Below are 25,088 nucleotides of genomic sequence, written 5' to 3' on the forward strand. Positions count from 1 at the left end.
CCGCCTCCCACACAAGCTCGGTGCCCAGAGTGAACTGCGCAGGTTATTGATCCGCGCGCTGCACAGTCGCCCTGATCCTGCAGGCGAACTCGGCCAACTGTGGGAGCGGGCTTGCTCGCGATGCAGGCGCCTCGGACCATCAGGTATACCGAGTTGAGGCCATCGCGAGCAAGCCCCCACATAAGCCCGGCTCCCACACAAGCTCGGCGTCCAGAGTGAACTGCGCAGGTTATTGATCCGCGCGCTGCACAGTCGGCCTGATCCTGCAGGCGAACTCGGCCAACTGTGGGAGCGGGCTTGCTCGCGATGCAGGCGCCTCGGACCATCAGGTACACCGAGTTGAGGCCATCGCGAGCAAGCCCGCTCCCACATAAGCCCGGCTCCCACATTAGCCGGCACCCACATAAGCCGGGTGCTCATATAAGGTTGTCTAGAGCGGTAGATGCCGACTCAATAGTGCGCGCAATGCGGCGGGCTTCACTGGTTTGGCCAAGTAGTCCAGGCCTGCCGCGTGCACTTCTGCGACCATTTCCGGGCGCCCGTCGGCGCTGATCACTACGCCGGGAATCGGCTCGGCCAATTGCGCCCGTAGCCAGCCCATCAGCTCGGTGCCGGTTTCGCCATGGTCCAAATGGTAATCCACCAGCGCCAGTTGCGGGCGTACGCCATCGGCCAGCAACGCGGCGCATTGCGCCTGGTCGGTGGCCGTCCACACCTCGCAACCCCAGCGCGTCAACAGGCTGCGCATGCCGATCAGGATGCTTTCTTCGTTATCCACGCACAGCACCTGTGCGCCGCTCAGCGGTTGGCCGGTGTCTTGCGGCGTTTTAAGCGCGGGGCTGGCCTGGTTGCGCGCGAGTGGCACGCGCACGCTGAACACGCTGCCTTTGCCCGGCCACGAGCGCACGCTCAGGCGGTGGTCCAGCACTCGGCACAGGCCATCGGCGATCGCCAAACCCAGGCCTAAACCTTTTTCGGCGCGGGTCTGGTGGCTGTCCAGGCGCTTGAACTCTTCGAAGATCACTTGCTGTTTATCCTGCGGAATACCCGGGCCGCGGTCCCACACTTCCAGGCACAGCTCGCCCTTGCGCCTGCGTACGCCGAGTAGCACCGGGCCGTCGGCATAGCGGAATGCATTGGTCAGAAAATTCTGCAGAATACGTCGCAGCAATTTGATATCGCTGTTAACCCGCAGGCGACTGCCGCGCAAGCGAAAGCGCAGGCCTTGTTCGCGGGCCAGCGCCTTGAACTCGGCGCCAAGGGTGTCGAACAGCTCGTTGAGCACAAACGGCTGGCGCTGTGGGTTGATCTTGCCGTTTTCCAGGCGCGAAATATCCAGCAAGTCGCTGATCAGGTCTTCGGCTGAGCGCAGCGAGCTGTCCAAGTGCTGCACCAACTGCCGGGCCTCGGCAGACAAACCATCGTTCTGGTGGGAGAGGGCGGCGGAGAACAGCCGCGCCGCGTTCAACGGTTGCATCAGGTCATGGCTGACGGCGGCAAGAAAGCGCGTCTTCGACTGGCTGGCGGTTTCGGCCACGCCTTTAGCGTCGGTGAGCGCCACATTCAGTTGCGACAGCTCATGCGTGCGCGCGGTGACGCGTTGCTCCAGGCCTTCATTGGCTTCGGTGAGCGCTTGCTCGGCTTCGCGGAACGCAGTGATGTCGGTGAAGCTCATGACGAACCCGCCGCCGGGCATGGGGTTGCCGATCAGCTCGATCACGCGCCCATTCGGGAACAAACGCTCAGAGGTGTGCGCGCGGCCCTGGCGCATCCAGTGCAGGCGTCGCGCCACGTGTACTTCGGCTTCGCCCGGCCCGCACAGGCCGCGCTCGGCGTTGTAGCGAATGATGTCGGCAATCGGCCGGCCCACGCTGATCAATCCTTCGGGGTAATTGAACAGCTCCAGGTAGCGCCGGTTCCAGGCCACCAGTTTGAGCGACTGGTCGACCACGCTGATGCCCTGGGTGATGTTTTCGATAGCGCCTTGCAGCAGCGCGCGGTTGAACTGCAGCACTTCGGAGGCTTCATCGGCGATGCGGACTACGTCCTCCAGCTGCATTTCGCGGCCTTCAATCGCCGCTTTGACCACTGCGCGTGTCGACGAGGCGCCCAGCACACCGGCCAATAAACGTTCGGTGTGAGCGATCCAATCGTTATCGGCATTTTGGTTAGGATTGAAGCCTTTGCCTTGGCGATAGGCGAAGCGGATAAAACTCTGCTGAGCACGTTCATCACCCACAAAGCGCGCCGCCAGGCTGAGCAAGTCGCTGATCTGCACCGACAACATCGAGCGAGCGCTGGCGCGTTGGCTGATCTCCTGGCCGATGAAGCGTCCGGCCTGCCAATGCTCGGAAACGCGTGTACGCGAGAGTAACGAGACCCACACGAACAGCGTGAAGTTACCCGCCAGCGAGAACACCGTGCCCAGCGTTAGTGATGTGACGGACGCGCCAAACGGGTGCGAATGCAGCCACGTCAGGCCGGGGAACAGGCTGAGCGACCAGCCCAGGCTTTTCGCCGTAACCGGTAGGACCAAGGTGTAAAACCAGAGGAATGTGCCCGCCGCCAAACCGGCAAACACGCCACGCCGGTTGGCCTGCTTCCAGTACAGCGCGCCAAGCATCGCCGGCGCGAGTTGAGTGACCGCTGCGAAGGCGATCTGGCCGATAGTCGCAAGGCTGGCGGTCGAGCCGAGCAGCCGGTAAATCACGTAAGCGAGCAGCAGGATGATCACAATGCTCACGCGGCGGACCGACAGCATCCAGTGGCGGAACACTTCGAACGGCCGCTCGGCACTGGAACGGCGCAGCAGCCACGGCAGCAACATGTCGTTGGACACCATGGTCGACAGCGCAATGCTGGCGACGATAACCATGCCGGTGGCCGCCGATGCGCCGCCGATAAACGCCAGCACGGCGAGGGCCGGGTGCGCTTCGGCCATCGGCAGGCTGATCACGTAAGAGTCCGGCAATACCGAGCCGGGCAAGAGCATCTTGCCGCCAAGGGCGATGGGCACCACAAACAGCGCGGCGAGGATCAAGTAAGCCGGGAATACCCACTTGGCCAAGCGCAAATCCTGCGGGTCGATGTTTTCGACCACCGTGACATGAAACTGCCGGGGCAGGCAGATGATTGCCATCATCGCCACACCGGTCTGCACCACCATCGATGGCCAGTTGATCGTCTCTTTCCAGTATTCCTCCAGGCGCGGCGCGAGCATCGCCTGGCTGAACAAGTCGCCGAAGCCGTCATACAGGCCATACGTCACAAACGCGCCGACGGCCAGAAAAGCGAACAGCTTGACCAGCGATTCAAATGCAATCGCCAGCACCATGCCACGGTGGTGTTCCGTGGCGTCGAGGTTGCGCGTACCAAACACAATCGTGAACAGCGCAAGCACCAGCGACACGATCAACGCAGTGTCCTGGGCGCGGGTGCCAGTGGTGTCGGGGCCGGAGCCGATCAGCAAGTTCACGCCCAGCACGATGCCTTTGAGCTGCAGGGCGATGTAGGGCAACACGCCGACCAGGCAGATCAACGCCACCACCACCGCAAGCGATTGCGATTTGCCGTAGCGCGCGGCGATAAAGTCGGCAATCGAAGTGATGTTTTCCTGCTTGCTGATCAGGATCATCTTTTGCAGCACCCACGGCGCCAGCACCAGCAGCAGTGCCGGTCCGAGGTAAATCGGTAAAAATGCCCACAGTTGCTCGGCGGCCTGGCCTACCGCGCCGAAGAAGGTCCAACTGGTGCAGTAAACCGCCAGCGACAGGCTATACACCCAGGCACGCACCCTCGGCGGCAACGGCGCATGGCGACGGTCACCGTAAAAGGCGATGGTGAACATAATGGCCATATAGGCCAGGGCAACGGCGGCGATCAGCCCGCTGGACAGCGTCATGGTAACTCCGAGCATAAGAACGCCCAGGCATTCCAGGCCCGGTTGCACAGTCTCGCATGATGCCTGGGGTTAGTCAGTGTCGACCAAGGTCGCGTGGCTGGCCGTTGTTTGGGTAACGGCTGAAATGTGTGGGAGCGGGCTTGCTCGCGATGCAGGCGCCTCGGACCATCAGGCATACCGAGTTGATGCCATCGCGAGCAAGCCCGCTCCCTCAGTCGGTCCCATTCGGCTTGGGCGATTGGGGCGCCTGTTGTTGATTTTGATCTTAGACGCGCGGCGCCAAGGTCTTCTGCCGCAGGATATACACCGTCACCAGCACCGCACTGGTCAGCATAAACCCGCGCGCCCACGGCAACGGCACCAGATAGCAGGAAAAACCAATGCTCAGCCACATCAAGCCAATCGCATACACCTTGCCTTTGAGCGGAATGCCATTGCCCTCCAGATAGTCGCGTATCCAAGGCCCCAGCCGCGGATGCTGCACCAGCCAGTGGTAAAAACGCGGGGAGCTTCGAGCGAAACAGGCGGCAGCGAGCAACAGAAAGGGCGTGGTCGGCAATACCGGCAAGAAAATACCGATCACCCCCAGCGCGACGCTTAGCCAGCCGATGGCCAGCAGCGCGTAACGCAGGAGCGGCGAGCGATTGCCCATGGGGTGCACGGGCAAATGACTCAGTGGTGACGAGGTTTGAGGATCGCCGGTTTTTCGTCAGGCGCGTTGCACAGCAGGTACAGCGCAGTCAGGGCTTCGGGGATCTGTACGATCATGTCGTCCATCAGGTTGGCGTCTGCGGCGATGTCGGAGAATTCCGGCTGGTCATCAAACAGGCCCGAACCGACCATGATCGGCAACAGCATTTCGCTGACTTCTTCTTCGGCGGTTTCGAACCAGGCCGCTTCGCGCAGGAACACGCCTTCCATGAAGCCGATGCACCAGCCGCGCAGGTCGGAGTCATCCGGCTCTTCGCCGAGGTCGAGGTCGCACGGCAGCTCAAATTCTTCATCGGCGGCCAGTTGGCGACCGATATGCGCCTTCAGCGCCAGCAGCGTGGATTCGATTTCTTCGCGCTGGGCGTCGTCGGCGTAATGCGGTTCTTCAGCGAACAACGCGTCGATCCACTCACGGTCCGGCACGCTGTCGGAAGAGATTGAAAGGGCGGTCAGGTAGCCGTGGGCGGCCACGTAGTCCAGCGCCTCGTCATGCAGCTCATCGGCGTCGAGGAAGGCTTGCAGGCGGGTTAGTTGCTCAGCGAAGGACATTGAAGGGCTACCTTGGGAATAAACGATGCTGAATTCTAGGCTTTCTTGCGCGCTCAGGCCAGTCTGCGAGCGGCTTGGCTCGCGATGAGGTTGATTTAGTGCGGTTCACAGAACCGATTTCGCCGCGTTTGGGGGCGATTAAGCATTTGCGGCTATTCGCAAGCGGAGCCCTTTGCCGGGTAACGCTCGGGTATACTGCCGCGTTTTGTGATGCCCTTGCAGGCTGGGCACCCACCCTGGAAAACTTCGCTTACGGATTATTTACCGTGAGCGCGGGTTTTTTCGGCCAGCCTGTATAGAAGGTTTCGGCACTTTTTTGGAGTTTTACATGCTCGAGCAGGCTCAACGCGTCCTCAAGGACATCTTCGGCTACGACAGTTTTCGTGGCCGCCAGGGTGCGATCATTGAGCGCGTGGCCAATGGCGGTGACGCCCTGGTATTGATGCCTACCGGTGGCGGCAAGTCGTTGTGCTTCCAGGTGCCGGCGCTGTTGCGTAACGGGTTGGCCGTGGTGGTGTCGCCGCTGATCGCATTGATGGACGACCAGGTGGCCACCCTTGAAGAACTCGGTGTGGCGGCAGCGGCCTTGAACTCCACCCTCAGCGCCGAACAGCAGCGCGACCTGGCCGCGCGGATCAAGCGCGGTGAGGTGAAAATGCTCTACCTGGCCCCCGAGCGCCTGGTGCAGCCGCGTATGCTGGCTTTTTTGCAGAGCCTGGAAATCGCCCTGTTCGCCATCGACGAAGCCCACTGCGTGTCGCAATGGGGCCACGATTTTCGTCGCGAATATTTGCAGTTGGGCCAATTGGCGGAGTTGTTTCCCGACGTTCCGCGCATCGCGCTGACCGCCACTGCCGACAAACGCACCCGCGAAGAAATCGTTGATCGCCTGCATTTGCAGAACGCCGAGCGCTTCCTCTCAAGCTTCGACCGGCCGAATATTTTCTACCGCATCGTGCCCAAGGAACAGCCGCGCAAGCAGTTGCTGGCGTTCCTTTCCGAGCGGCGCAGCGATGCAGGCATTGTCTATTGCCTGTCGCGCAAGAAGGTCGATGAAGTGGCCGCGTTCCTTTGTGAGCAAGGCTACCCGGCGCTGCCGTACCACGCAGGTTTGCCTAATGAAACCCGCGCGCACCACCAAAAGCGCTTCCTCAATGAGGAAGGCCTGATCATGGTGGCGACCATCGCGTTTGGCATGGGCATCGATAAATCCAACGTGCGTTTCGTGGCCCACATGGATTTGCCCAAATCCCTTGAGGCCTACTACCAGGAAACCGGGCGTGCCGGTCGTGATGGCCTGCCCGCAGATGCCTGGATGGTCTACGGCCTGCAAGACGTGGTGATGCTCAAGCAGATGCTGCAGAACTCCGAAGGCGACGAGCGCCACAAGCGCCTGGAGCAACACAAGCTCGACGCGATGCTGTCGCTGTGTGAAGAGACCCGCTGCCGCCGTCAAACGCTGCTGGCGTATTTTGATGAAGACATGCCCAACCCGTGCGGCCACTGCGATAACTGCGTCGACGGCGTGCAGACCTGGGACGCCACCGAGCCGGCGCGCCAGGCGCTGTCGGCGATTTATCGCACGGGCCAGCGTTATGGCGTGGGCCATCTGGTGGATGTGTTGCTGGGCAAGGACAACGAAAAAGTACGCAGCTTTGGCCACGAAAAACTCTCGGTCTACGGCGTCGGCAAAGCCCGCGCCGAAGGCGAGTGGCGTTCGTTGTTTCGGCAGATGGTGGCGCGCAGCCTGGTCGATATCGACCTGGAAGGGTATGGCGGCCTGCGCCTGAACGACAGTTGCCGGCCATTGCTCAAGGGCGAAGTGAGCCTGCAACTGCGCCGCGATCTCAAGCCGCAGACCACTGCCAAGAGCAGCACCAGCCAGGCCAGTCAGTTGGTGCGCGGCGAAGAACGCGAACAGTGGGAAGCCTTGCGCACCCTGCGGCGCAAACTTGCGCAGGAGCACAGTGTGCCGCCTTACGTTATTTTCCCCGACTCGACCTTGCTCGAAATGCTGCGCGAGCAGCCGACCAGCATGGCCGAAATGGGCAGGGTCAGCGGTGTGGGGGCGCGCAAGCTGGAACGTTACGGTCAGGCCTTCCTTGAAGTGCTCGGTGGCCAGGTTGAAGCGCCGAAGGAAGTCGCCGATATTCGCCACGAACTGATTAGCCTGGCGCGCGCAGGCATGACCCCGATTCAGATCGCCAGCCAGCTGCAATGCTCGGAAAAAAACGTCTACACCTTGTTGGCCGAATCCATTGGCAAGCAGCAGTTGTCGTTGGAGCAGGCGCTCGATTTACCCGAAGATTTGCTCGGTGAAATCCAGGATGCGTTCCTCGACGGAGAAGGCGAATTGCCACCTGTTACGGAGATTGCGCCGTTGTTTACCGGGCGTGTTCCCGAGGGTGTTTTGTACTGTGTGCGGGCTGCGCTGCAGTCAGAATTCGAAATTTAGGGTATCCGTCACCACATTGTGACGAAGCACTTCCTGGCAACGCTTGCCTACTGGCATGACTCGTGCTCTGCTGGTTAATAATTAGCCATCCTTATTTTTCAGACTAAACAACGAGTTTTTTATGCCGTTAACCGATCAACACCGTTTTGGCATGCAGTTAGCGCATATGTCCCGAGGTTGGCGCGCCGAGCTCGACCGCCGCTTGGCAGGGTTGGGTTTGTCCCAGGCGCGATGGTTGGTGCTGTTGCACTTGGCCCGTTTTGAGGAGGCGCCTACTCAGCGTGAGTTGGCGCAAAGTGTTGGGGTGGAAGGGCCGACACTGGCGCGCTTGCTCGACAGCCTTGAGGGCCAAGGGCTGGTGCAGCGCCAAGCGGTACTGGAAGACCGCCGCGCCAAGCGTATTTTGCTTTGCGATACTGCCAAGCCTTTGATCGAGCAGATTGAAACGATTGCCACCACGTTGCGCCACGAGCTGTTTGTGGGGGTGGACGAGGAGGACCTGAGTGTGTGCATGCGTGTGCATGGGCGAATTTTGGGGAATCTGGAAAAGTCCTGATTTCGCGGTTGGATCAAAAGCGCTTTTTGTGGGAGCGGGCTTGCTCGCGATGGCGGTGTGTCAGATAAGTATTTTCAACTGATACACCGCCATCGCGAGCAAGCCCGCTCCCACATTTAGTTTTGTGCCTGCCTTCTAGAACGTTTGCCCCAGGTTCAAATACACCGCCTGCTGATTGTCATCATTAAACCCATAGCTGAAATTCAGCGGCCCCAGCGGCGTATCAAACCCCAGAAAAATACTCGCGGCGTTGATGTAGCCACTGTCGAACTGATTGTCGTTGTTCCAGGCCCGGCCGCGTTCCAGCGATGCCCCAAGGTACAGCGGGAAATCCAGCGGCAGGTATGAGCGCGGCGTCAGGCGGCGATAGTACACCGCGCGCATCAGGGCGATGTTCTGCCCGGAAATCGCGTCCTGGCGAAAGCCCGACAACTGCCGCGCACCGCCGAGCAGGAAGCTGGAAACCACCACGTCGGATTTATCCAGGGTACGCCCGTAGCGACCGCCCAATATGAGCGTGTCCGGGCCGTGGCTCATGGCCTTGTCCAGCTTGAACTCCCACTGCCGGTAGCGTTGGTCCGAGCCCAAGCCTGGCTCAAACTCGCGGTAGGCCAGGCCGATGTCTTCGCCGGTATGCGGGAAGTACACGTTATCCAGCGAGTCGAACGAGTATTTCAGTTCATAGAAGCCTTCGTTGAAGCTCACGCTCGGCAGGTCGCGGTCGCCGATGCGCACGTCTGCCTTGCCCCAGGCTTCGCCGACGCCGAAGCGAATCTCGCCGCTGTTGCCGATCTGCCGGCCCACATTCAAGCCAAAACCATAGCGTTCCAGGCGGTATTCAGAGATGGGGTCGTTGTCCAGAGTCAGTTCAACGTTCTGCGCCTGGGCACTGATATAGGGCGCGACGAAGTAGCGTGAGCCGGTGTCCATCGGCTGGTAGAACTCGCTGTACAGCTCTTGGCGATCACCGATCTGCACCCGCGTCAGCCACTCGGCGCCGAGGCGGTTGATGCCGTTCATGCGGTAACTGGCGCCGATGTTGAAGGCGCTGTCGCCGCGCATGTCATCCGACAGGCTCAGGCCCAGGCGCAGGTAATCGGTGCCGCTGCGTTTGCCGCGCGCGCTGATCACCAAGGTATTGTCCTGGCCTTTTTTAACCACGCGGTATTGCACCTGTTCGAAGTAGTCCAGGCCGTACAGCGTGCCCATGTCGGTTTGCAGGCGCCCCAGGTTCAGGGGCTCGCCGAGGGGCTGGCGGATGTAGTAGCGAATCACGTCGTCGCTGACTTTCGAGTCGTTCTCTACGGTAATCGCGGTGATCGTCGGGGTGCGTTCGCTGGGTGCGCGTGCGGCCACCAGTTCCGCGTCGACCGGTTCGGCGGGGCGCAAGTGCGCCAAGCGAAGGTCGAGTGCACGGGTGGCGCGGTAGCCCGCGTCGATCATGTCTTTGGCGCGGCCGAAGTCCGTCACGCCGAAGGCCGCCAGGGGTGGCTGAATCAACACGTCCTTGGGGTGCAAGGCCTTGAGTTGTTCTTCGGAATTGCGCCGGGTCATCAGGGTGATGGACTGGTTCAGCACGTCGACCACGGTGGCCAGTTGTTTGCGCGAACGCAGCGGGGTGCCGATGTCGACCACGATGGCGATGTCGACGCCCATCTCGCGCGCCACATCCAGCGGGATGTTGTCGGTCATGCCACCGTCCACCAGCAGCCGGCCGTCTATCTCCACCGGTGCAAACACGGCAGGGATCGACATGCTGGCGCGGATCACTTGCGGCAGGTGGCCTTTACTGAACACGACTTTTTCACCGCTGGTGATGTCGGTGGCCACGGCGCGGAAAGGGATCGGCAGCTTGTCGAAGTTACGCGTGTTGCTGCTGTGGGCGAACATGCTTTCGAGTAGCAACGCCAGGTTTTGGCCCTGGATAACCCCGAGTGGCAAACCGAGGCTGCCGTCATCGCGGAAACTGAGCTTCTGCTTGACCAGGAAATCCCGGTCATCCTGCTTGCGTCGAAACGGTACATCTTCACGCGGCGGGGCGTCGGACAACGCCCGTTGCCAATCAATATTCAGCGCGAGCTTTTCCAGCTCATCAATTTTGTAGCCCGAGGCATACAGCCCGCCAATCACCGCGCCCATGCTGGTACCGGCAATCGCATCGATTTGGATGCCTTGTTCTTCCAGGGCCTTGAGCACACCAATGTGCGCCAGGCCACGGGCGGCGCCGCCGGACAGCACCAGGCCAATTTTGGGGCGTGGGTTTTCGAGCGCAGTGGCAAGGAGGGGGAGCAGGCAAAGAAACAGGCAGGACAGCAGGCGGCGCATCATGAATCTCGAGGCTGGGCGATATAAGGTGGCTATTATAGCCGCTCGATCCTCCTAGCCCGTTACGCAAGGAACCTCTCAAATTATGTCGCCGAGCAAACCCGAGATCGTCATCACCTATTGCACCCAGTGCCAGTGGCTGCTGCGCGCCGCGTGGCTGGCTCAGGAATTGTTGAGTACGTTTGCCGATGACCTCGGCCGTGTGGCGCTGGAACCGGCCACCGGCGGCGCGTTTCGCATCACCTGCGATGGCGTGCAAATTTGGGAGCGCAAGGCCGATGGCGGTTTCCCGGAAGCCAAGGCGCTCAAGCAGCGCGTGCGTGACCAGATCGACCCGCAGCGCGATTTGGGCCACAACGACCGCACAGCCTGAACGTCAGGCGGTTGCCGTTGGCTTTTTGGCCTGACTGGCGCTGCCCATCAGGCCAGAAAGCACGATGGCGACGATAATCAGCGCGCCGCCCAGCAGCATGCGCAAGGTCGGGGTTTCGGCAAACAACAGCCAGGCCATGGTGATGCCGTAGATCGGCTCCATCGCAAACACCACCGACGCGGTGCGCGCCTTGATCACCGCCAGCGCGGCCACAAACAGGCTGTGCGCCAGGCCGGTACAGAACACCCCGAGCAGGCCTATCCACAGCCAGTCAATGGCGCGCACATCCGCGAGCCCCGGCGCGGCCACGGGCAATAGCAACGCGGCAACCACCACGTTCTGGCACAACGCTGCCTGTACTGCCGGGATTCGCCCGGAGCTGGCGCGGTTGTTCAGCGACAACAGCGAAAACAGCAGGCCCGAGGCGATGCCCCAAAGCAAGCCGCCGGTGGCCTCGCTGGCGAGGTTGAAGTCTGGCGTCACCAGCACCAGTCCGACGCTGACCAGCGCCACCAGCAGCACTTCATTGGCCCGAATGCGCTCGCGGAAGATCAGCCCTTCGAGAATCACGGTAAAGGCCGGGAAGGCGGTAAACCCAAGCGTAGCGACGGCCACACCGCCGACCTTGACGGCCATAAAGAAGGTCACCCAATGCGCTGCGAGCAATACGCCGCTGATCAGCAGGCGGCCCCAGTCGCGCCTCTCAAGTCTTTTCCAGGCGGTGTTGCTGGCAAAGCGCGCAAATACCGCCAAGGCAATCACCGCAAACGCGGCGCGGCCAAACACGATAATGGCGGGCGAGGCGGCGGCCAGCTTGCCGAATACGCCGGTGAGGCCAAACATCAATGCACCGATATGCAGGGCGCCGAGGGCTGAGCGGGGAGTCATTGCGATCCTTAACCAACGGGAGTAACAGCATCGCAGTCTAGAGGCTTGTGCAGGCGGGCGTCTGTCGCGTGGCTAGCGATTTTTATCGCGAAACTATCTTTTCGAGCGATGCCTGCGAGCAGCGCCGCAATGCGCCGGGCGATGCGCCGAACTCACGCAACATCGCCGCGGCAAATGCACTTTGCGAGCTGTAGCCGACGCGGGCGGCGATTTCACCGATGGGCAAGGGTGTTTCCTTGAGCAGTTTTACCGCGGTATGCAGGCGACGGCTGCGCAGGTAGTCCATCGGCGTTTGCGCACATTCGGCGATAAAACGCGCATGCAGGCGCGCCACGGACAGGTCGGCAATCCGCGCAAGGTCGGCCACCTGCAGCGGGTGTGCCGCGTGGCGTTCGATGTACGCATTGAACGCCGCATACGGCAACCTTCGGCCTGGCACCGTTGGCGCCAGCGCAGGATTAAGACTGGCCAGCAACAGCACCGCACCTTGCTGCACAATCAGCGGGTCATCCACCGGGCCGCTCGCCAGCCATTGCACCAACTGGCTTTGCCGGGCGTCGAGTGTCAGGTGCGCCGGTTGGTCGAGCAAGCGGCGGCTGGCATCGGCATGTTCGCCCAACGACTGTATCAACCATTGCTCGGGCGGCACATCCAGCACCAGGCAGTGGCTGCCATCACGGCTGTCGCAGGCATGGTGAGTGGAAACCGGCAGGACCATCACGCTGCTGTGTTGCACCCGACTGCCACGGCCATCCACTTGCATGTCCAGATGACCGGACAGGCCGAACACCAATTGCGCATGGTCATGGCTGTGGGCGAGGGGGGCTTCGGTGTAGTGGCGCAGCGTGAGCATCGGCCTCATCGCGGTCTCCTGATGCAGTGTCTTGGGCAGCCAGGTCGCCAGTCTACAACGCTTCGCGGCGCGCGGGCGTTGTCATCAGACTGACGCACAGTTGTCATGGGCTATTCACCGCCAAGGCGCAAGCTCGCGAAAACAGCGTCGAGGGATGCCCATGACCAGTGCCGAGTTGGCCAAACCCAGCCGTAAACAACGGGTTCGTACCTTGTGGATTTCCGACGTGCACTTGGGCACCCGGGATTGCCAGGCCGAGCACTTGTCGCAGTTTCTCAAGGGCTACCACGCCGATAAGGTCTACCTGGTCGGCGACATCATTGACGGCTGGAAAATGCGCGGCGGCATGTATTGGCCGCAGGCCCACACCAACGTGATTCGTCGCTTGCTGACCATGGCCAAGCGCGGCACCGAGGTGATCTACGTCACCGGCAACCACGATGAATTCCTGCGGCGCTATTCCAAGCTCATTTTGGGCAATATCCAACTGGTTGACGAGGCCGTGCATGTGACTGCCGATGGCCGCCACTTGCTGGTCATCCACGGCGACCAGTTTGATGTGATCACGCGTTACCACCGTTGGCTGGCCTTCCTCGGCGACTCGGCTTACGAGTTCACGCTGACGCTGAACCGCTGGCTCAACCACTGGCGTGCGCGCTACGGTTATGGCTACTGGTCGCTGTCGGCTTACCTCAAGCACAAGGTCAAAACGGCGGTGAGTTTTATCAGCGATTTCGAAGAAGCGATTGCCCACGAAGTGACCAAGCGTGAGCTGCACGGTGTGGTGTGCGGGCATATTCACCACGCCGAGATCCGCAAGGTGGGCGAGGTGGATTACCTCAACTGCGGGGATTGGGTGGAGTCGTGCACGGCGCTGATCGAGCACTGGGACGGGCATATCGAGTTGTATCGGTTGGCGGATGCTCAGGCTAAACAGGCACAGCTTAAAGCGCAGATGGTTGCGGGCTAAAGGCCCTGAGTGGGAGCGGGCTTGCTCGAGATGGCATCAACCGGGTAGTGCTGATGTACCGCGGTGCCTGCATCGCGAGCAAGCCCGCTCCCACAGTTTCAGTTAGACACGTCGGCGATGGCTTGCGCGAGCAAGGTTAGCCGCGCTGCATCAACGCCGGCCACATTGGCCCGCCCCGAACTGACCATATACACACTGTGCTTATCGCGCAGTTGCTCCACTTGCCCGGCACTCAAACCGGTATAGGAAAACATCCCGCGCTGTTCTCCAATATGCGCAAACCGCTCAGCCAATCCGTGCGGCACCAGCGCTTCCACCAAGCCTGAACGCAAGTGTGCAATGCGCAACCGCATGGCTTCGACTTCGCCGCTCCAGACCTTCTTCAGCTCGGCATCACCGAGGATAGTCGCAACCACTGCCGCGCCATGATCCGGCGGCGTCGACCACAAATTACGCGCGATATTCGCCAGTTGGCTGCGCACATCCATGAGCTTTTCCGCGTCCGCCGCACACACGATCAGCGCGCCGACGCGGTCGCGGTACAGCCCGAAGTTCTTTGAGCAAGAACTGGTGATCAGCACTTCCGGCAGCTCGGCCGCAAACAGCCGCACCGCCCAGGCGTCCTGCTCCAGCCCGTCGCCAAAGCCCTGGTAGGCGAAGTCGATCAGCGGCAGCAGGTGACGCTCGCGCACGATCTGCAGCACCTGGCGCCAGTCATCCTGCGACAGGTCGAAACCGGTCGGGTTGTGGCAGCAGGCGTGCAGCAGCACTACGTCGCCCTCGGGCACAGTGGAAAGTGTCGCGAGCATCGCTGCCACGTCCAGGCGATTGTCAGCGCCCACGTACGGGTAATGGCTGACCTTGATCCCGGCCTTGGCAAAGATGGTTTGATGAATCGGCCACGTCGGGTCGCTCAGCCACACGCCACGGCCTGGCAGGCTGTGGGCGATAAAGTCGGCACTCAAACGCAGCGCGCCAGTGCCGCCCGGTGTTTGGGTCGCGCCGGCGCGGCGTTCGCCGATCAACGCGGAGTCGGCGCCCAGCACCAACTCACTGATCAACGTGCCGAAGGCCGCCTGGCCGTGCCCGCCGATGTAGGTCTTGGTGGTTTGCGTGTCGACCAGGCGCTGTTCCGCCAGCTTTACCGCGTGCGGAATCGGGGTCAGGCCCTGGTCGTCCTTATACACGCCCACGCCGAGGTCGAACTTGTTCGGGTTGGCGTCTTGCGCGTACAGGTCCATCAGCCCAAGGATCGGGTCGCCGGGCACGCGGTCAATGGCATCGAAATGCATTACTTGCGGCCCTCGGCGTTTTTGGCCACTTCGTCGGTGCGCGCGGCCATGATGAAGTCGTTGCGGTGCAGGCCTTTGATGGAGTGGCTCCACCAGGTCACGGTGACTTTGCCCCACTCGGTGAGCAGGCCTGGGTGATGGCCTTCGGCTTCGGCGATTTCACCCACGGCGTTGGTAAAGGCCAGGGCGAATTTGAAGTTCTTGAACAGGAACACCTTTTCCAGCTGCATCACGCCGTCGCGGACTTCGATATTCCAGTCGGGGATCTGCTTGATCAGTACCGGCAACTCTTCGTCGCTGACTTGCGGGGCGTCGGCGCGGCAGGCTTCGCAGTGGGCTTGGTTCAAGGTAGTCATGTGGAATGTCCTGAGTTTGAAAAACGGTCGTCAGTGGCGTCACCCTAAAGCAACGCGCGGCCTGGGAACAGACTCACCCGGCCTCAAACGTTAGGAGGCGGTGAGCGCTTACGCAGCTTTGGGTTTCGGCGGGAACAGCGGCGCGTGCAGACCGAGCTGCATGCCGCGTTCGACCATGCCCATAATGTCTTCCTGCGCCACCTCGAACAGGCGCTTAAGCTCTGGCAAGACAAAATACAGCGGTTGCAGGATGTCGATTCGATACGGTGTGCGCATCGCCTCAAGCGGGTCGAAGGTTTGATGCTTCGGCTCGGACGACAGGCTGTACACCGTCTCTTTGGGCGACGACAGAATACCGCCACCGTAGATGCGTCGACCGTGCGGCGTGTCCACCAAGCCGAATTCGATGGTCATCCAGTACAGGCGCGCCAGGTACACGCGTTGCTCTTTACTGGCGGCGAGGCCGAGCTTGCCGTAGGTGTGGGTGAATTCGGCAAACCAGGGGTTGGTCAGCAGCGGGCAGTGGCCGAAGATCTCGTGAAAAATATCCGGCTCTTGCAGGTAGTCGAGTTCTTCACGGGTACGAATAAAGGTCGCCACCGGAAACTGCTTGTTGGCGAGCAATTCGAAGAAGGTTTGAAAGGGGATCAGCGCCGGCACGCGGGCGACTTGCCAGCCGGTGGTCTCGGCCAGCACGTTGTTGATCTCGCCCAATTGCGGAATGCGCTCAAGGGGCAGGCCGAGTTTGTCGATGCCGTCCAGATATTCCTGGCAGGCGCGACCCTCGATCACCTTCAGTTGACGGGTGATCAGGGTGTTCCACACCGCATGCTCTTCCGGCGAATAGTGGATAAAACCTTGCGCATCGGGCTCACGCGCCACGTACTGCGTCTGCTTCATACGGCTCTCCTGCTAGGCATTCGTTCTTGTTATGTCCTGCGATGGGCCTATTGATAACGCGCCACGTAGCGGATTCCATCGGCCTGCAGCCTGGGCATGCAGGCGTATTCGGCTTTTTTTGTAAAGTATTCGTTACGATGCGGCGAAGGTTGTGTGGTTTGGGCTGTGAAAAGGTCACGCGCTGTCACATAATCTTGACGACTATCTGCGCTCCGCTGCAAAAAAACACGCGGCGCCTCGCCATCTTTCGGGTGTTCTCATGCGTATCAAAGTGCACTGCCAGAACCGTATTGGCATCCTGCGGGACATTCTCAACCTGTTGGTGGAATACGGCGTCAACGTCGCCAAAGGCGAAGTCGGCGGCGAACATGGCAACGCTATTTACCTGTTTTGCCCGAACCTGGTGAACATGCAGTTCCAGGCATTGCGCCCGCAATTTGAGGCGATCGCCGGCGTATTCGGCGTGAAGCGGGTAGGGCTGATGCCCAGCGAACGTCGGCACATGGAGCTAAACGCGCTGCTCGGCGCCCTGGAGTTTCCGGTGCTGTCGATTGACATGGGCGGCTCCATCGTCGCCGCCAACCGTGCAGCGGCGCAGTTGCTCGGGGTGCGGGTGGACGAGGTGCCGGGTATTCCATTGTCACGTTATGCCGAGGACTTTGATTTGCCCGAGTTGGTGCGCGCGAGTAAATCGCGGATCAACGGTTTGCGGGTCAAGGTCAAGGGTGACGTATTTCTGGCGGACATTGCGCCGCTGCAATCCTCCGAGCACGACGACAGCGAAGCCATGGCTGGCGCCGTGTTGACCCTGCACCGTGCCGACCGTGTGGGCGAGCGTATCTACAATGTGCGCAAGCAAGAGCTGCGCGGGTTCGACAGTATTTTCCAAAGCTCCAAAGTCATGGCCGCCGTGGTGCGTGAAGCACGGCGCATGGCGCCGTTAGATGCGCCTCTATTAATAGAAGGCGAAACCGGCACCGGCAAAGAGTTGCTTGCGCGCGCCTGCCACCTCGCCAGCCCGCGTGGGCAATCGCCGCTGATGGCGCTTAACTGCGCAGGCTTGCCCGAGTCGATGGCCGAGACCGAATTGTTTGGCTACGGCCCCGGCGCCTTTGAGGGGGCGCGCGCGGAAGGCAAGTTGGGGCTGCTTGAACTGACGGCGGGCGGCACGTTGTTTCTCGATGGGGTTGGCGAAATGAGCGCGCGGTTGCAGGTGAAGTTGCTGCGCTTTCTGCAGGATGGCTGCTTTCGTCGCGTGGGCAGTGATGAAGAGGTGTACCTGGACGTGCGGGTGATGTGCGCAACCCAGGTGGATTTGTCCGAACTGTGCGCTCGCGGTGAGTTTCGCCAGGATCTTTATCACCGGCTGAATGTGCTGTCGTTGCACATACCGCCGTTGCGCGAGTGCCTGGATGGGTTGGCGCCGTTGGTGGAACACTTTATTGACCAGGCCAGCCGGCAGATCGGCTGCCCGCTGCCCAAGCTGGCGCCGGCGGCGATGGATCGGCTGAGTCATTACCATTGGCCGGGGAATGTGCGGCAGTTGGAGAATGTGCTGTTTCAGGCGGTGTCGTTGTGTGAAGGCGGCACGGTCAAGGCTGAACATATTCGGTTGCCGGATTACGGGGTGCGTCAGCCGCTTGGCGATTTTTCGCTGGAGGGCGGGCTGGAAGAAATTGTCGGGCGGTTTGAGCGGGCGGTGCTGGAAAGCTTGTATGCCGAGCATTCCAGCAGCCGGCAACTCGGCAAGCGCCTGGGCGTGTCGCATACCACCATCGCCAACAAGCTGCGTGATTACGGCATTCTCAAGGCTGATCGCGGCTAACGACTGACTGCTTGGATCAACTGTGGAAGCGGGCTTGCTCGCGATGCAGACACCTCGGACCTTCAGGTACACCGCGTTGACGCTATCGCGAGCAAGCCCGCTCCCACAATTGGCCTGTGTCGCCAGCTCGGCAGTCACTGCTTGCCGCACGCGGCAGTAGTTCGCCGTTTTTTCGACTCTGCTCACCCTGTGAAATCTTCAAGACTCCCCGCAAAGCCCCGGCCCGCTTGAATTTCCGCCGATTTTAAAAAGTTGGTTCGCTAATTGCTTAAGCCTCATCAGTACAGCGGTGGGCGGCAAGCGTCCGTCAGAAGAGGATAGAGCGTGGACAAATACCTTTATGTGGCAATGACCGGCGCCAGCCAGAACGCACTGGCGCAGAAGGCCCATGCCAACAATCTGGCGAACATTTCCACTAACGGCTTTCAGCGTGACCTGGAGCAGGCACGTTCGATGCCGGTGTTTGGTGACAGCTTTCCGGCGCGGGCGTTTGCCCTGACCGAACGGCCGGCGACCGACTTCACCCCTGGCGCGATGATCGAAACCGGTCGCGACCTCGACGTGGCCGTCAGCGGTGACGGCTGGATGGCCGTGCAAACCCCGGATGGCAGCGAAGCCTATGTGCGCAGCGCCAGCATGAATGTTGACGCGCTGGGCGTGCTGCGTGCCGGTAACGGCATGCCGATCATGGGCAACGGTGGCCCGATTGCCGTGCCGCCGCAGCAGAAAATCGAAGTCGGTGCCGACGGCACCATCAGCATCCGCGCCATGGGCGAAGGCCCACGGGTGATGGCTGAAGTGGACCGCATCAAGCTGGTCCAGCCGGACCTCAAGAACATGACCAAGGGCCTGGACGGCACCATCCATACCAAGGATGGCCAGCCGGCCGTAGTCGATGCCAACGTGAGGCTGACCTCGGGCTTCCTGCAGGCGAGCAACGTCAATGCCGTTGAAGAAATGACCGCAGTGCTGTCGCTTTCCAAGCAGTTTGAGCTGCACATCAAAATGATGAACAGCGCTAAAGAAGACGACCAGGCCATGACTCGCGTTCTGGCGATGAGCTGATAGCCGAGTCATTGAGTACCTGGCTTTTAAATAATTAGTGCAGCGCAGCGCCAACAAACAGGCGCACGAAGGAGAACAGCATGCTTCCGGCTCTATGGGTTGCCAAAACAGGTTTGTCCGCCCAGGACACCAACCTGACGACCATTTCCAACAACTTGGCCAACGTGTCGACCACGGGCTTCAAACGTGATCGCGCCGAGTTCCAGGACTTGCTCTATCAGATCAAACGCCAACCAGGCGCCCAGTCGAGCCAAGACAGCGAGCTGCCGTCGGGCCTGCAATTGGGTACCGGTGTGCAGATCGTCGGCACCCAGAAAAACTTCACCGCCGGTAACCTGCAACAAACCGGTCAGCCGCTGGACATGGCCATCAACGGCAAAGGCTTCTTCCAGATTTTGCAGCCCGATGGCACCACCACCTACACGCGTGACGGCACCTTCCACCTGGACGCCAACGGTCAGATGGTCACCGCCAATGGTTTTGCCCTGGAACCGGCGATTGTTGTGCCCAACAATGCCCAGACCTTTACCGTCGGCAACGACGGCACCGTGTCGATCACGGTGGCCGGTAACCCGGCGTCGCAAGTGATCGGCAACCTGCAAACCGCCGACTTCATCAACCCGGCCGGTCTGCAAGCCATCGGTAACAACCTGTTCCTGGAAACCGCCTCCAGCGGCGCGCCGCAAGTCGGCACCCCTGGCCTGAACGGTTTTGGCACCACGCTGCAAAGCACCCTGGAAACCTCCAACGTCAGCACGGTTGAGGAGATGGTCAACATGATCACCACCCAGCGCGCCTACGAGATGAACTCCAAGGTGATTTCCACCGCCGACCAGATGCTTTCGTTCGTAACGCAGAATCTGTAATCAAGTCTATGGGGCGCCTTTGAAGGCGCCTGCGACACCGTGAGGTTAGGGTCATGAATCGCTATGTTTCTGTTCTGGCATTGAGTGGGATCGCCGCGCTCGCGGGCTGTGTAGCCCCGACGCCAAAACCCAATGACCCGTACTACGCGCCGGTGTTGCCGCGCACGCCGCTGCCTGCGGCCGCCAACAATGGCTCGATCTACCAGGCCGGTTTCGAACAGAACCTGTACAGCGACCGCAAGGCGTTCCGGGTCGGTGACATCATCACCATCACCCTTAACGAGAAAACCCAGGCGAGCAAGAACGCCAACTCGCAGGTGGGCAAGACCAGCAAAACCAGCATTGGCCTGACCTCATTGTTCGGTGGCGTACCTAACACCAACAACCCGTTGGGCAGCGGTGATCTCAGCCTGAATGCCGGCTACAGCGGCGACCGTGCCACCAACGGCAAGAGCGCGGCAGGGCAGGGCAACAGCCTGACCGGCTCGATCACGGTGACGGTTGCCGACGTATTGCCCAACGGCATCATCGCCATTCGTGGCGAAAAATGGATGACGCTCAACACCGGTGACGAGTTGGTGCGCATCGCGGGTATGGTGCGTGCCGATGACATTGCCACCGACAACACCGTGTCGTCGACGCGTATCGCCGATGCGCGCATTACCTACTCGGGTACGGGTTCGTTTGCTGATGCCAGTCAGCCGGGCTGGTTCGACCGTTTCTTCCTTAGCCCGCTGTTCCCTTTCTAGGTGGCCACTTTGAAACTCAAACAGCTGATGGCGGCGGCACTCCTGCTCTCCTTAAGCGCTGTGGCCCAGGCCGAGCGCCTGAAAGACATCGCGAGTATTTCCGGCGTGCGTTCCAACCAGTTGATCGGCTACGGCCTGGTGGTCGGGCTTAACGGTACGGGTGACCAAACCACCCAGACCCCGTTCACCCTGCAGACCTTCAACAACATGCTCTCGCAGTTCGGCATCAAGGTGCCGGCCGGCTCGGGTAACGTGCAGTTGAAAAACGTCGCGGCCGTGTCGATCAGTGCCGACTTGCCGCCGTTCGCCAAGCCCGGCCAAGTGGTCGACATCACCGTGTCGTCGATGGGTAATTCGAAAAGCCTGCGTGGCGGCACCTTGCTGATGACGCCGCTCAAAGGTATCGACGGCAACGTCTACGCCATCGCCCAAGGCAACCTGGTGGTCGGCGGCTTTGATGCCGAAGGCCGCGACGGTTCGAAGATCACCGTTAACGTGCCGTCGGCCGGGCGGATTCCAGGCGGTGCCTCGGTGGAGCGCACCGTGCCCAGCGGTTTCAACCAGGGCAATAGCCTGACCTTGAACCTCAACCGTTCGGACTTCACCACCGCCAAGCGCGTGGTCGATAAAATCAACGACATGCTTGGCCCAGGCGTGGCACAGGCCATCGACGGTGGCTCGATCCGTGTGACCGCGCCGCTCGACCCAAGCCAGCGCGTCGACTACCTGTCGATCCTGGAAAACCTTGAAGTCGATCCAGGCCAGGCGGTGGCCAAAGTCATCATTAACTCGCGTACCGGCACCATCGTGATCGGTCAGAACGTCAAGGTTTCGCCGGCTGCGGTGACCCACGGCAGCTTGACCGTAACCATTACCGAAGACCCGATCGTCAGCCAGCCGGGCGCGTTGTCCAACGGCCAGACGGCGGTGGTACCGCGCTCGCGGGTCAACGCTCAGCAAGAAGCCAAGCCGATGTTCAAGTTCGGCCCCGGCACCACGCTGGACGAGATCGTCCGCGCGGTGAACCAGGTGGGCGCAGCGCCGGGCGACTTGATGGCGATCCTCGAAGCGTTGAAGCAGGCCGGCGCTTTGCAAGCCGACCTGATAGTGATCTAAGGCCATGGCTATGGACATGCGCAACAGCGGCCTGACCAGCACGGCGGATTCGGGGTCTTATTCCGACTTGAACCGGTTGAACCAGCTCAAGGTCGGCGACAAGAACAGCGAAGGCAACATGCGCAAGGTGGCGCAGGAGTTCGAGTCGCTGTTCTTGAGCGAGATGCTCAAGTCCATGCGTTCGGCCACTGAAGCCCTGGGCAAAGACAACCCGATGAACACCCCGGCCGCCAAGCAGTACCAGGAAATGTACGACCAGCAACTGGCGGTGTCGATGTCCCGCGAGGGCGGCGGTATCGGCCTGGCCGACGTGCTGATGCGTCAGATGCAAAAGAACAAGCCGGTGGACGCTCAGGCGGCCACCTTGCAAGGCCCGGCGGCGGCTGAGCCGGTGAAAAAAGTTGATGTGCCCACCGCGATTGCCGCGGGCACTCAGGCAGAAGGCCCGCTGGGCCGCTCCAATGGTGAACGTCCGCTGTGGGCGTACCGCGTGGCGGTGCCCGAGGGCAGCAGTTCGCACGCCAACGACGTGGCATTGATGAACCAGCGCCGTATCTCGTTGCCGAGCAAGCTGACGGATCGTCTGTTGGCGGGCATCGTGCCAAGCACCGACCAGACCACCGCGCCCAAAGCTGCGCCGCTGCGTAACAGTGTCGCCGAAGACAATGTGGTCAACAGCGCCGCGCGCGGTTTTGCCGTCGCGCCGACCGGGCAGATGCAGGTTTACAGCCGCGCCGTGGCCCAGCCACCGTTGGCACCGGCGAAAAAAGCCTTCAGCTCGCAGGACGAATTTGTCGCCACCATGCTGCCGATGGCCAAAGCGGCCGCCGCGCGCATTGGCGTCGATCCGAAGTACCTGGTGGCGCAGGCGGCGTTGGAAACCGGTTGGGGTAAATCGGTGATGCGTGCCCAAGACGGCAGCAGCAGCCACAACCTGTTCGGCATCAAGGCCGGCCAGAGTTGGCAGGGCGGTCAGGCCCGTGCGATTACCAGCGAGTTTCGCGATGGTTCGATGGTCAAGGAAACGGCGCAGTTCCGCTCCTATGACTCTTACCAGGACAGCTTCCACGACCTCGTGACCTTGCTGCAAAGCAATGATCGCTATAAAGAAGTTGTGAAATCTGCCGATAACCCGGAACAGTTTGTGCGTGAATTGCAAAAAGCCGGATATGCCACTGACCCGAACTACGCCAACAAGATTTCGCAGATCGCCAAAACGATGGACAGTTACCAGAATTACGCTGCCGCGGGCGCAACCACTCATTTATAAGGTCTGAACCATGAGTTTGCTCAATATAGGGATGTCGGGGCTGAATGCCGCTCAAGGGTCGTTGTCGGTCGTGAGTAACAACATCGCGAACGTCAACACCTCGGGCTACTCGCGTCAGCAGACCACCCAGAATGCGGGCGCTTCGAACCCCTTTGATGGCGTATACATCGGCAGCGGCACCACCTTGGCGGATGTGCGCCGCGTTTATAACGATTTTCTCGACGCGGCCTACCAGAACAGCACCTCGCTCAACAGCGACGCCAAGGCTTACTCGGATCAGGTCAGCGCCGTCGACAAAACCCTGTCAGACAAGACCACCGGCATGTCCTCGGTGCTCAGCGCGTTTTTTGCTGCGGTACAGACGGCAGCGGCCACCCCCAGTGACGTGTCTGCCCGGCAAGTATTGCTGACCAGCGCGCAGACGTTGAGCAACCGCTTCAACTCAATCTCCACGCAGTTGAACCAGCAAAAAGACACGATCAACGGCCAGTTGAAGACCATGAGTGATCAGGTCAACCAACTGACGTCTTCTATCGCCTCGCTCAACAAGCAAATCACTCAGGCGCAGGGTGCGAGCAACACGTCGCCGGCCAGCCTGCTGGATGCACGTACCGAAGCGGTGCGCTCACTGAATGAGCTGGTGGGCGTGACCGCCAGTGAAAAAAACGGTGTGTTCAGCGTCAGCACCGGCACCGGCCAGTCGCTGGTGCTCGGTGATCAGTCCAACACGATTTCCGCAGTGCCGAGTAAAAGCGACGGCAGCCTGAACACCATTCAGTTGAATGTGGGCGGCGGCACCGCCGTAGACCTCGGCAACGTACTCACCGGCGGCAGCATCGGCGGCCTGTTGCGTTATCGCAGCGACGCGTTGATGCCGGCCATCAATGACCTGGGCCGTATTGCGATTGCCACCGCCGACACGGTCAACAGTCAGTTGGGCCAGGGCCTGGACTTGAACGGCGACTTCGGTTCCTCGCTGTTCAAAGACATCAACAGTGCGGCGGCCATCGCGCAGCGTAGCCAGGGCTCGGCGAGCAACAGCACCGGCGCAGGCAACTTGAACGTCACGATCAAAGACACCAGCAAGCTGTCGACCTACGACTACAAGGTCACCTTCACCAGCGCCAGCCAATACACCGTGCAGCGCTCCGACGGCAAGGCCATGGGCGCGTTCGACACCAGCACTACGCCGCCGCCGGTGATGGACGGTTTTTCCCTGACCCTGGACGGCAACGGGCCAATCGCTGCGGGCGACAGCTTCAAGGTCAGCCCGACCGCGAATGGCGCCAGCAGCATCGGCACCGACCTTACCGATGCCAACAAACTCGGGTTTGCCGGGCCGTTGCTCGGTGAAAGCGGCAAGAGCAACCAGGGCACCGGCACGTTTACGCCGCCGACGCTGACCCTGCCGATCGACATCCATGGCGGTACCGATACGGCCCAATTGCGCGCCGGGATCGAGAATTCGATGCCGGTAAAAATGGTGTTTGGCAAGCCGGCGGCGGATGGCACGCAGACCTACACGATCAGCGATGCGCAGGGCGCCTCGATTGGCACTGGCAGCATCGTGCGCGGCCAAAGCAACAACATCACTATCAGCGTGCCGATGCGTGATGCCAGCGGCGCATTGGTCAGCCCGGCCAAGAGCTTCAGTTTTGATACCGCCGTCGGTGGCTCGCCGGCGGCAGACGACAGCACCAGTTTCTCGTTCAATGCGTCAGGCGTGTCCGACAACCGCAACGCTCAGCAACTGCTGAATTTGCAGACCAAGGCCACGGTCGGTCTGGCAGACGGCAGCGGTGGCGGGGTGAGCCTGGTGTCGGCGAACAGCCGCCTGGTGTCGACCGTGGGTGCCAAAGCCGCGGCGGCGATTACCGATACCACGGCGACCAACGCGGTGTTGACGGCCAACAAAACCGCGCGCAACTCGGTGTCGCAGGTCAACCTCGACGAAGAGGCGAGTAACATGATCAGGTTCCAGCAGTACTACACTGCGTCGTCTCAGATCATCAAAGCCGCGCAAGAAACCTTCAGCACGCTGATCAATAGTCTTTAAGGGAGTCTGGTG

Annotated in this window: 20 protein-coding genes; 11 read left to right on the forward strand and 9 right to left on the reverse strand. The window is 61.0% G+C overall.

Annotated elements, in window-relative coordinates:
- Nucleotides 1-430: 430 nt before the first annotated feature.
- The 3 genes from ACOZK9_RS23630 to ACOZK9_RS23640 all read right to left on the reverse strand — a co-directional run bounded on the left by ACOZK9_RS23630 (nucleotide 431) and on the right by ACOZK9_RS23640 (nucleotide 5,161).
- Complete coding sequence (locus ACOZK9_RS23630; protein ID WP_421556688.1) at nucleotides 431-3,901, reverse strand: hybrid sensor histidine kinase/response regulator; 3,471 nt, start codon at nucleotides 3,899-3,901, stop codon at nucleotides 431-433.
- 265 nt (nucleotides 3,902-4,166) lie between these two features.
- Complete coding sequence (locus ACOZK9_RS23635) at nucleotides 4,167-4,553, reverse strand: YbaN family protein (RefSeq protein WP_099240444.1); 387 nt, start codon at nucleotides 4,551-4,553, stop codon at nucleotides 4,167-4,169.
- 20 nt (nucleotides 4,554-4,573) lie between these two features.
- Nucleotides 4,574-5,161, reverse strand: coding sequence for a UPF0149 family protein (locus tag ACOZK9_RS23640; protein WP_058415068.1), 588 nt, complete (start codon nucleotides 5,159-5,161; stop codon nucleotides 4,574-4,576).
- A gap of 328 nt (nucleotides 5,162-5,489) precedes the next feature.
- Between ACOZK9_RS23640 and recQ the strand changes: the two genes are divergently transcribed.
- Nucleotides 5,490-7,616 (forward strand): DNA helicase RecQ, encoded by a 2,127-nt coding sequence (recQ, locus tag ACOZK9_RS23645; RefSeq protein WP_058415067.1) that lies wholly within the window; start codon nucleotides 5,490-5,492, stop codon nucleotides 7,614-7,616.
- Nucleotides 7,617-7,737: 121 nt separating this feature from the next.
- Nucleotides 7,738-8,172 carry a MarR family transcriptional regulator gene (locus tag ACOZK9_RS23650; protein WP_058415066.1) on the forward strand — a complete coding sequence of 145 codons (435 nt, stop codon included), beginning with the start codon at nucleotides 7,738-7,740 and terminating at the stop codon, nucleotides 8,170-8,172.
- A 135-nt stretch (nucleotides 8,173-8,307) separates the two neighbouring features.
- Here the strand turns inward: ACOZK9_RS23650 and ACOZK9_RS23655 are convergent, their stop codons facing one another.
- Entirely contained in the window at nucleotides 8,308-10,497 is a 2,190-nt protein-coding gene (locus ACOZK9_RS23655) for a patatin-like phospholipase family protein (protein ID WP_058413219.1), read from the reverse strand.
- A gap of 85 nt (nucleotides 10,498-10,582) precedes the next feature.
- On the opposite strand from ACOZK9_RS23655, the gene ACOZK9_RS23660 reads away from it, so the two are divergent.
- Nucleotides 10,583-10,870: an Rdx family protein gene (locus ACOZK9_RS23660; RefSeq protein ID WP_058413218.1), complete on the forward strand. Its 288-nt coding sequence runs from the start codon at nucleotides 10,583-10,585 to the stop codon at nucleotides 10,868-10,870.
- 3 nt (nucleotides 10,871-10,873) lie between these two features.
- Here the strand turns inward: ACOZK9_RS23660 and ACOZK9_RS23665 are convergent, their stop codons facing one another.
- Together ACOZK9_RS23665 and ACOZK9_RS23670 are read right to left on the reverse strand one after the other, a co-directional pair.
- On the reverse strand, nucleotides 10,874-11,758 hold the full coding sequence (locus ACOZK9_RS23665; RefSeq protein ID WP_058413217.1) for a DMT family transporter: 885 nt from the start codon (nucleotides 11,756-11,758) through the stop codon (nucleotides 10,874-10,876).
- Between the two features lie 82 nt (nucleotides 11,759-11,840).
- Entirely contained in the window at nucleotides 11,841-12,620 is a 780-nt protein-coding gene (locus ACOZK9_RS23670) for a helix-turn-helix transcriptional regulator (protein ID WP_058413216.1), read from the reverse strand.
- Nucleotides 12,621-12,771: 151 nt separating this feature from the next.
- Here ACOZK9_RS23670 and ACOZK9_RS23675 point away from each other — a divergent pair, with 151 nt between their 5' ends.
- Nucleotides 12,772-13,581 carry a UDP-2,3-diacylglucosamine diphosphatase gene (locus ACOZK9_RS23675; protein WP_058413215.1) on the forward strand — a complete coding sequence of 270 codons (810 nt, stop codon included), beginning with the start codon at nucleotides 12,772-12,774 and terminating at the stop codon, nucleotides 13,579-13,581.
- A gap of 98 nt (nucleotides 13,582-13,679) precedes the next feature.
- Here the strand turns inward: ACOZK9_RS23675 and ACOZK9_RS23680 are convergent, their stop codons facing one another.
- From ACOZK9_RS23680 to phhA, 3 genes are all read right to left on the reverse strand, one after another.
- Nucleotides 13,680-14,873: an amino acid aminotransferase gene (locus ACOZK9_RS23680; protein WP_421556689.1), complete on the reverse strand. Its 1,194-nt coding sequence runs from the start codon at nucleotides 14,871-14,873 to the stop codon at nucleotides 13,680-13,682.
- Nucleotides 14,873-15,229, reverse strand: coding sequence for a 4a-hydroxytetrahydrobiopterin dehydratase (locus ACOZK9_RS23685; protein ID WP_122250245.1), 357 nt, complete (start codon nucleotides 15,227-15,229; stop codon nucleotides 14,873-14,875). The genes ACOZK9_RS23680 and ACOZK9_RS23685 overlap by 1 nt, the downstream gene beginning before the upstream one ends.
- A gap of 108 nt (nucleotides 15,230-15,337) precedes the next feature.
- Complete coding sequence (gene phhA / locus ACOZK9_RS23690; RefSeq protein WP_122250246.1) at nucleotides 15,338-16,129, reverse strand: phenylalanine 4-monooxygenase; 792 nt, start codon at nucleotides 16,127-16,129, stop codon at nucleotides 15,338-15,340.
- Nucleotides 16,130-16,388: 259 nt separating this feature from the next.
- Between phhA and ACOZK9_RS23695 the strand changes: the two genes are divergently transcribed.
- From ACOZK9_RS23695 to flgK, 7 genes are all read left to right on the forward strand, one after another.
- Nucleotides 16,389-17,954, forward strand: coding sequence for a sigma-54-dependent transcriptional regulator (locus tag ACOZK9_RS23695; protein ID WP_152747030.1), 1,566 nt, complete (start codon nucleotides 16,389-16,391; stop codon nucleotides 17,952-17,954).
- A 324-nt stretch (nucleotides 17,955-18,278) separates the two neighbouring features.
- Nucleotides 18,279-19,019 (forward strand): flagellar basal body rod protein FlgF, encoded by a 741-nt coding sequence (locus ACOZK9_RS23700; RefSeq protein WP_172979739.1) that lies wholly within the window; start codon nucleotides 18,279-18,281, stop codon nucleotides 19,017-19,019.
- 80 nt (nucleotides 19,020-19,099) lie between these two features.
- Nucleotides 19,100-19,885 carry a flagellar basal-body rod protein FlgG gene (gene flgG, locus ACOZK9_RS23705; RefSeq protein WP_058413209.1) on the forward strand — a complete coding sequence of 262 codons (786 nt, stop codon included), beginning with the start codon at nucleotides 19,100-19,102 and terminating at the stop codon, nucleotides 19,883-19,885.
- A 53-nt stretch (nucleotides 19,886-19,938) separates the two neighbouring features.
- The gene (gene flgH, locus ACOZK9_RS23710; RefSeq protein ID WP_058413208.1) at nucleotides 19,939-20,634 is read left to right on the forward strand and encodes a flagellar basal body L-ring protein FlgH; all 696 of its coding nucleotides are present in this window, start codon (nucleotides 19,939-19,941) and stop codon (nucleotides 20,632-20,634) included.
- A 27-nt stretch (nucleotides 20,635-20,661) separates the two neighbouring features.
- Nucleotides 20,662-21,750 (forward strand): flagellar basal body P-ring protein FlgI, encoded by a 1,089-nt coding sequence (locus ACOZK9_RS23715; RefSeq protein WP_058413221.1) that lies wholly within the window; start codon nucleotides 20,662-20,664, stop codon nucleotides 21,748-21,750.
- A 4-nt stretch (nucleotides 21,751-21,754) separates the two neighbouring features.
- The gene (flgJ, locus tag ACOZK9_RS23720; protein WP_058413207.1) at nucleotides 21,755-23,020 is read left to right on the forward strand and encodes a flagellar assembly peptidoglycan hydrolase FlgJ; all 1,266 of its coding nucleotides are present in this window, start codon (nucleotides 21,755-21,757) and stop codon (nucleotides 23,018-23,020) included.
- A gap of 10 nt (nucleotides 23,021-23,030) precedes the next feature.
- Nucleotides 23,031-25,076: a flagellar hook-associated protein FlgK gene (flgK, locus tag ACOZK9_RS23725; RefSeq protein WP_421556690.1), complete on the forward strand. Its 2,046-nt coding sequence runs from the start codon at nucleotides 23,031-23,033 to the stop codon at nucleotides 25,074-25,076.
- The last annotated feature ends 12 nt before the right edge of the window (nucleotides 25,077-25,088 follow it).

Origin of the sequence: Pseudomonas kitaguniensis (assembly GCF_049199985.1) — a bacterium.
In the GTDB taxonomy this organism is placed as follows: domain Bacteria; phylum Pseudomonadota; class Gammaproteobacteria; order Pseudomonadales; family Pseudomonadaceae; genus Aquipseudomonas; species Aquipseudomonas kitaguniensis.

Excerpts from the sequence above, each read along its gene's own strand:
- flgK (WP_421556690.1), top strand. The coding sequence starts at position 23,031 with ATGAGTTTGCTCAATATAGGGATGTCGGGGCTGAATGCCGCTCAAGGG.
- ACOZK9_RS23660 (WP_058413218.1), top strand. The coding sequence starts at position 10,583 with ATGTCGCCGAGCAAACCCGAGATCGTCATCACCTATTGCACCCAGTGC.
- ACOZK9_RS23640 (WP_058415068.1), bottom strand. The coding sequence starts at position 5,161 with ATGTCCTTCGCTGAGCAACTAACCCGCCTGCAAGCCTTCCTCGACGCC.
- ACOZK9_RS23695 (WP_152747030.1), top strand. The coding sequence starts at position 16,389 with ATGCGTATCAAAGTGCACTGCCAGAACCGTATTGGCATCCTGCGGGAC.
- ACOZK9_RS23665 (WP_058413217.1), bottom strand. The coding sequence starts at position 11,758 with ATGACTCCCCGCTCAGCCCTCGGCGCCCTGCATATCGGTGCATTGATG.
- ACOZK9_RS23650 (WP_058415066.1), top strand. The coding sequence starts at position 7,738 with ATGCCGTTAACCGATCAACACCGTTTTGGCATGCAGTTAGCGCATATG.
- ACOZK9_RS23655 (WP_058413219.1), bottom strand. The coding sequence starts at position 10,497 with ATGCGCCGCCTGCTGTCCTGCCTGTTTCTTTGCCTGCTCCCCCTCCTT.
- ACOZK9_RS23635 (WP_099240444.1), bottom strand. The coding sequence starts at position 4,553 with ATGGGCAATCGCTCGCCGCTCCTGCGTTACGCGCTGCTGGCCATCGGC.
- ACOZK9_RS23675 (WP_058413215.1), top strand. The coding sequence starts at position 12,772 with ATGACCAGTGCCGAGTTGGCCAAACCCAGCCGTAAACAACGGGTTCGT.
- ACOZK9_RS23630 (WP_421556688.1), bottom strand. The coding sequence starts at position 3,901 with ATGACGCTGTCCAGCGGGCTGATCGCCGCCGTTGCCCTGGCCTATATG.
- ACOZK9_RS23715 (WP_058413221.1), top strand. The coding sequence starts at position 20,662 with ATGGCGGCGGCACTCCTGCTCTCCTTAAGCGCTGTGGCCCAGGCCGAG.
- ACOZK9_RS23680 (WP_421556689.1), bottom strand. The coding sequence starts at position 14,873 with ATGCATTTCGATGCCATTGACCGCGTGCCCGGCGACCCGATCCTTGGG.
- phhA (WP_122250246.1), bottom strand. The coding sequence starts at position 16,129 with ATGAAGCAGACGCAGTACGTGGCGCGTGAGCCCGATGCGCAAGGTTTT.
- ACOZK9_RS23670 (WP_058413216.1), bottom strand. The coding sequence starts at position 12,620 with ATGAGGCCGATGCTCACGCTGCGCCACTACACCGAAGCCCCCCTCGCC.
- flgJ (WP_058413207.1), top strand. The coding sequence starts at position 21,755 with ATGGCTATGGACATGCGCAACAGCGGCCTGACCAGCACGGCGGATTCG.
- ACOZK9_RS23685 (WP_122250245.1), bottom strand. The coding sequence starts at position 15,229 with ATGACTACCTTGAACCAAGCCCACTGCGAAGCCTGCCGCGCCGACGCC.
- flgH (WP_058413208.1), top strand. The coding sequence starts at position 19,939 with ATGAATCGCTATGTTTCTGTTCTGGCATTGAGTGGGATCGCCGCGCTC.
- recQ (WP_058415067.1), top strand. The coding sequence starts at position 5,490 with ATGCTCGAGCAGGCTCAACGCGTCCTCAAGGACATCTTCGGCTACGAC.
- flgG (WP_058413209.1), top strand. The coding sequence starts at position 19,100 with ATGCTTCCGGCTCTATGGGTTGCCAAAACAGGTTTGTCCGCCCAGGAC.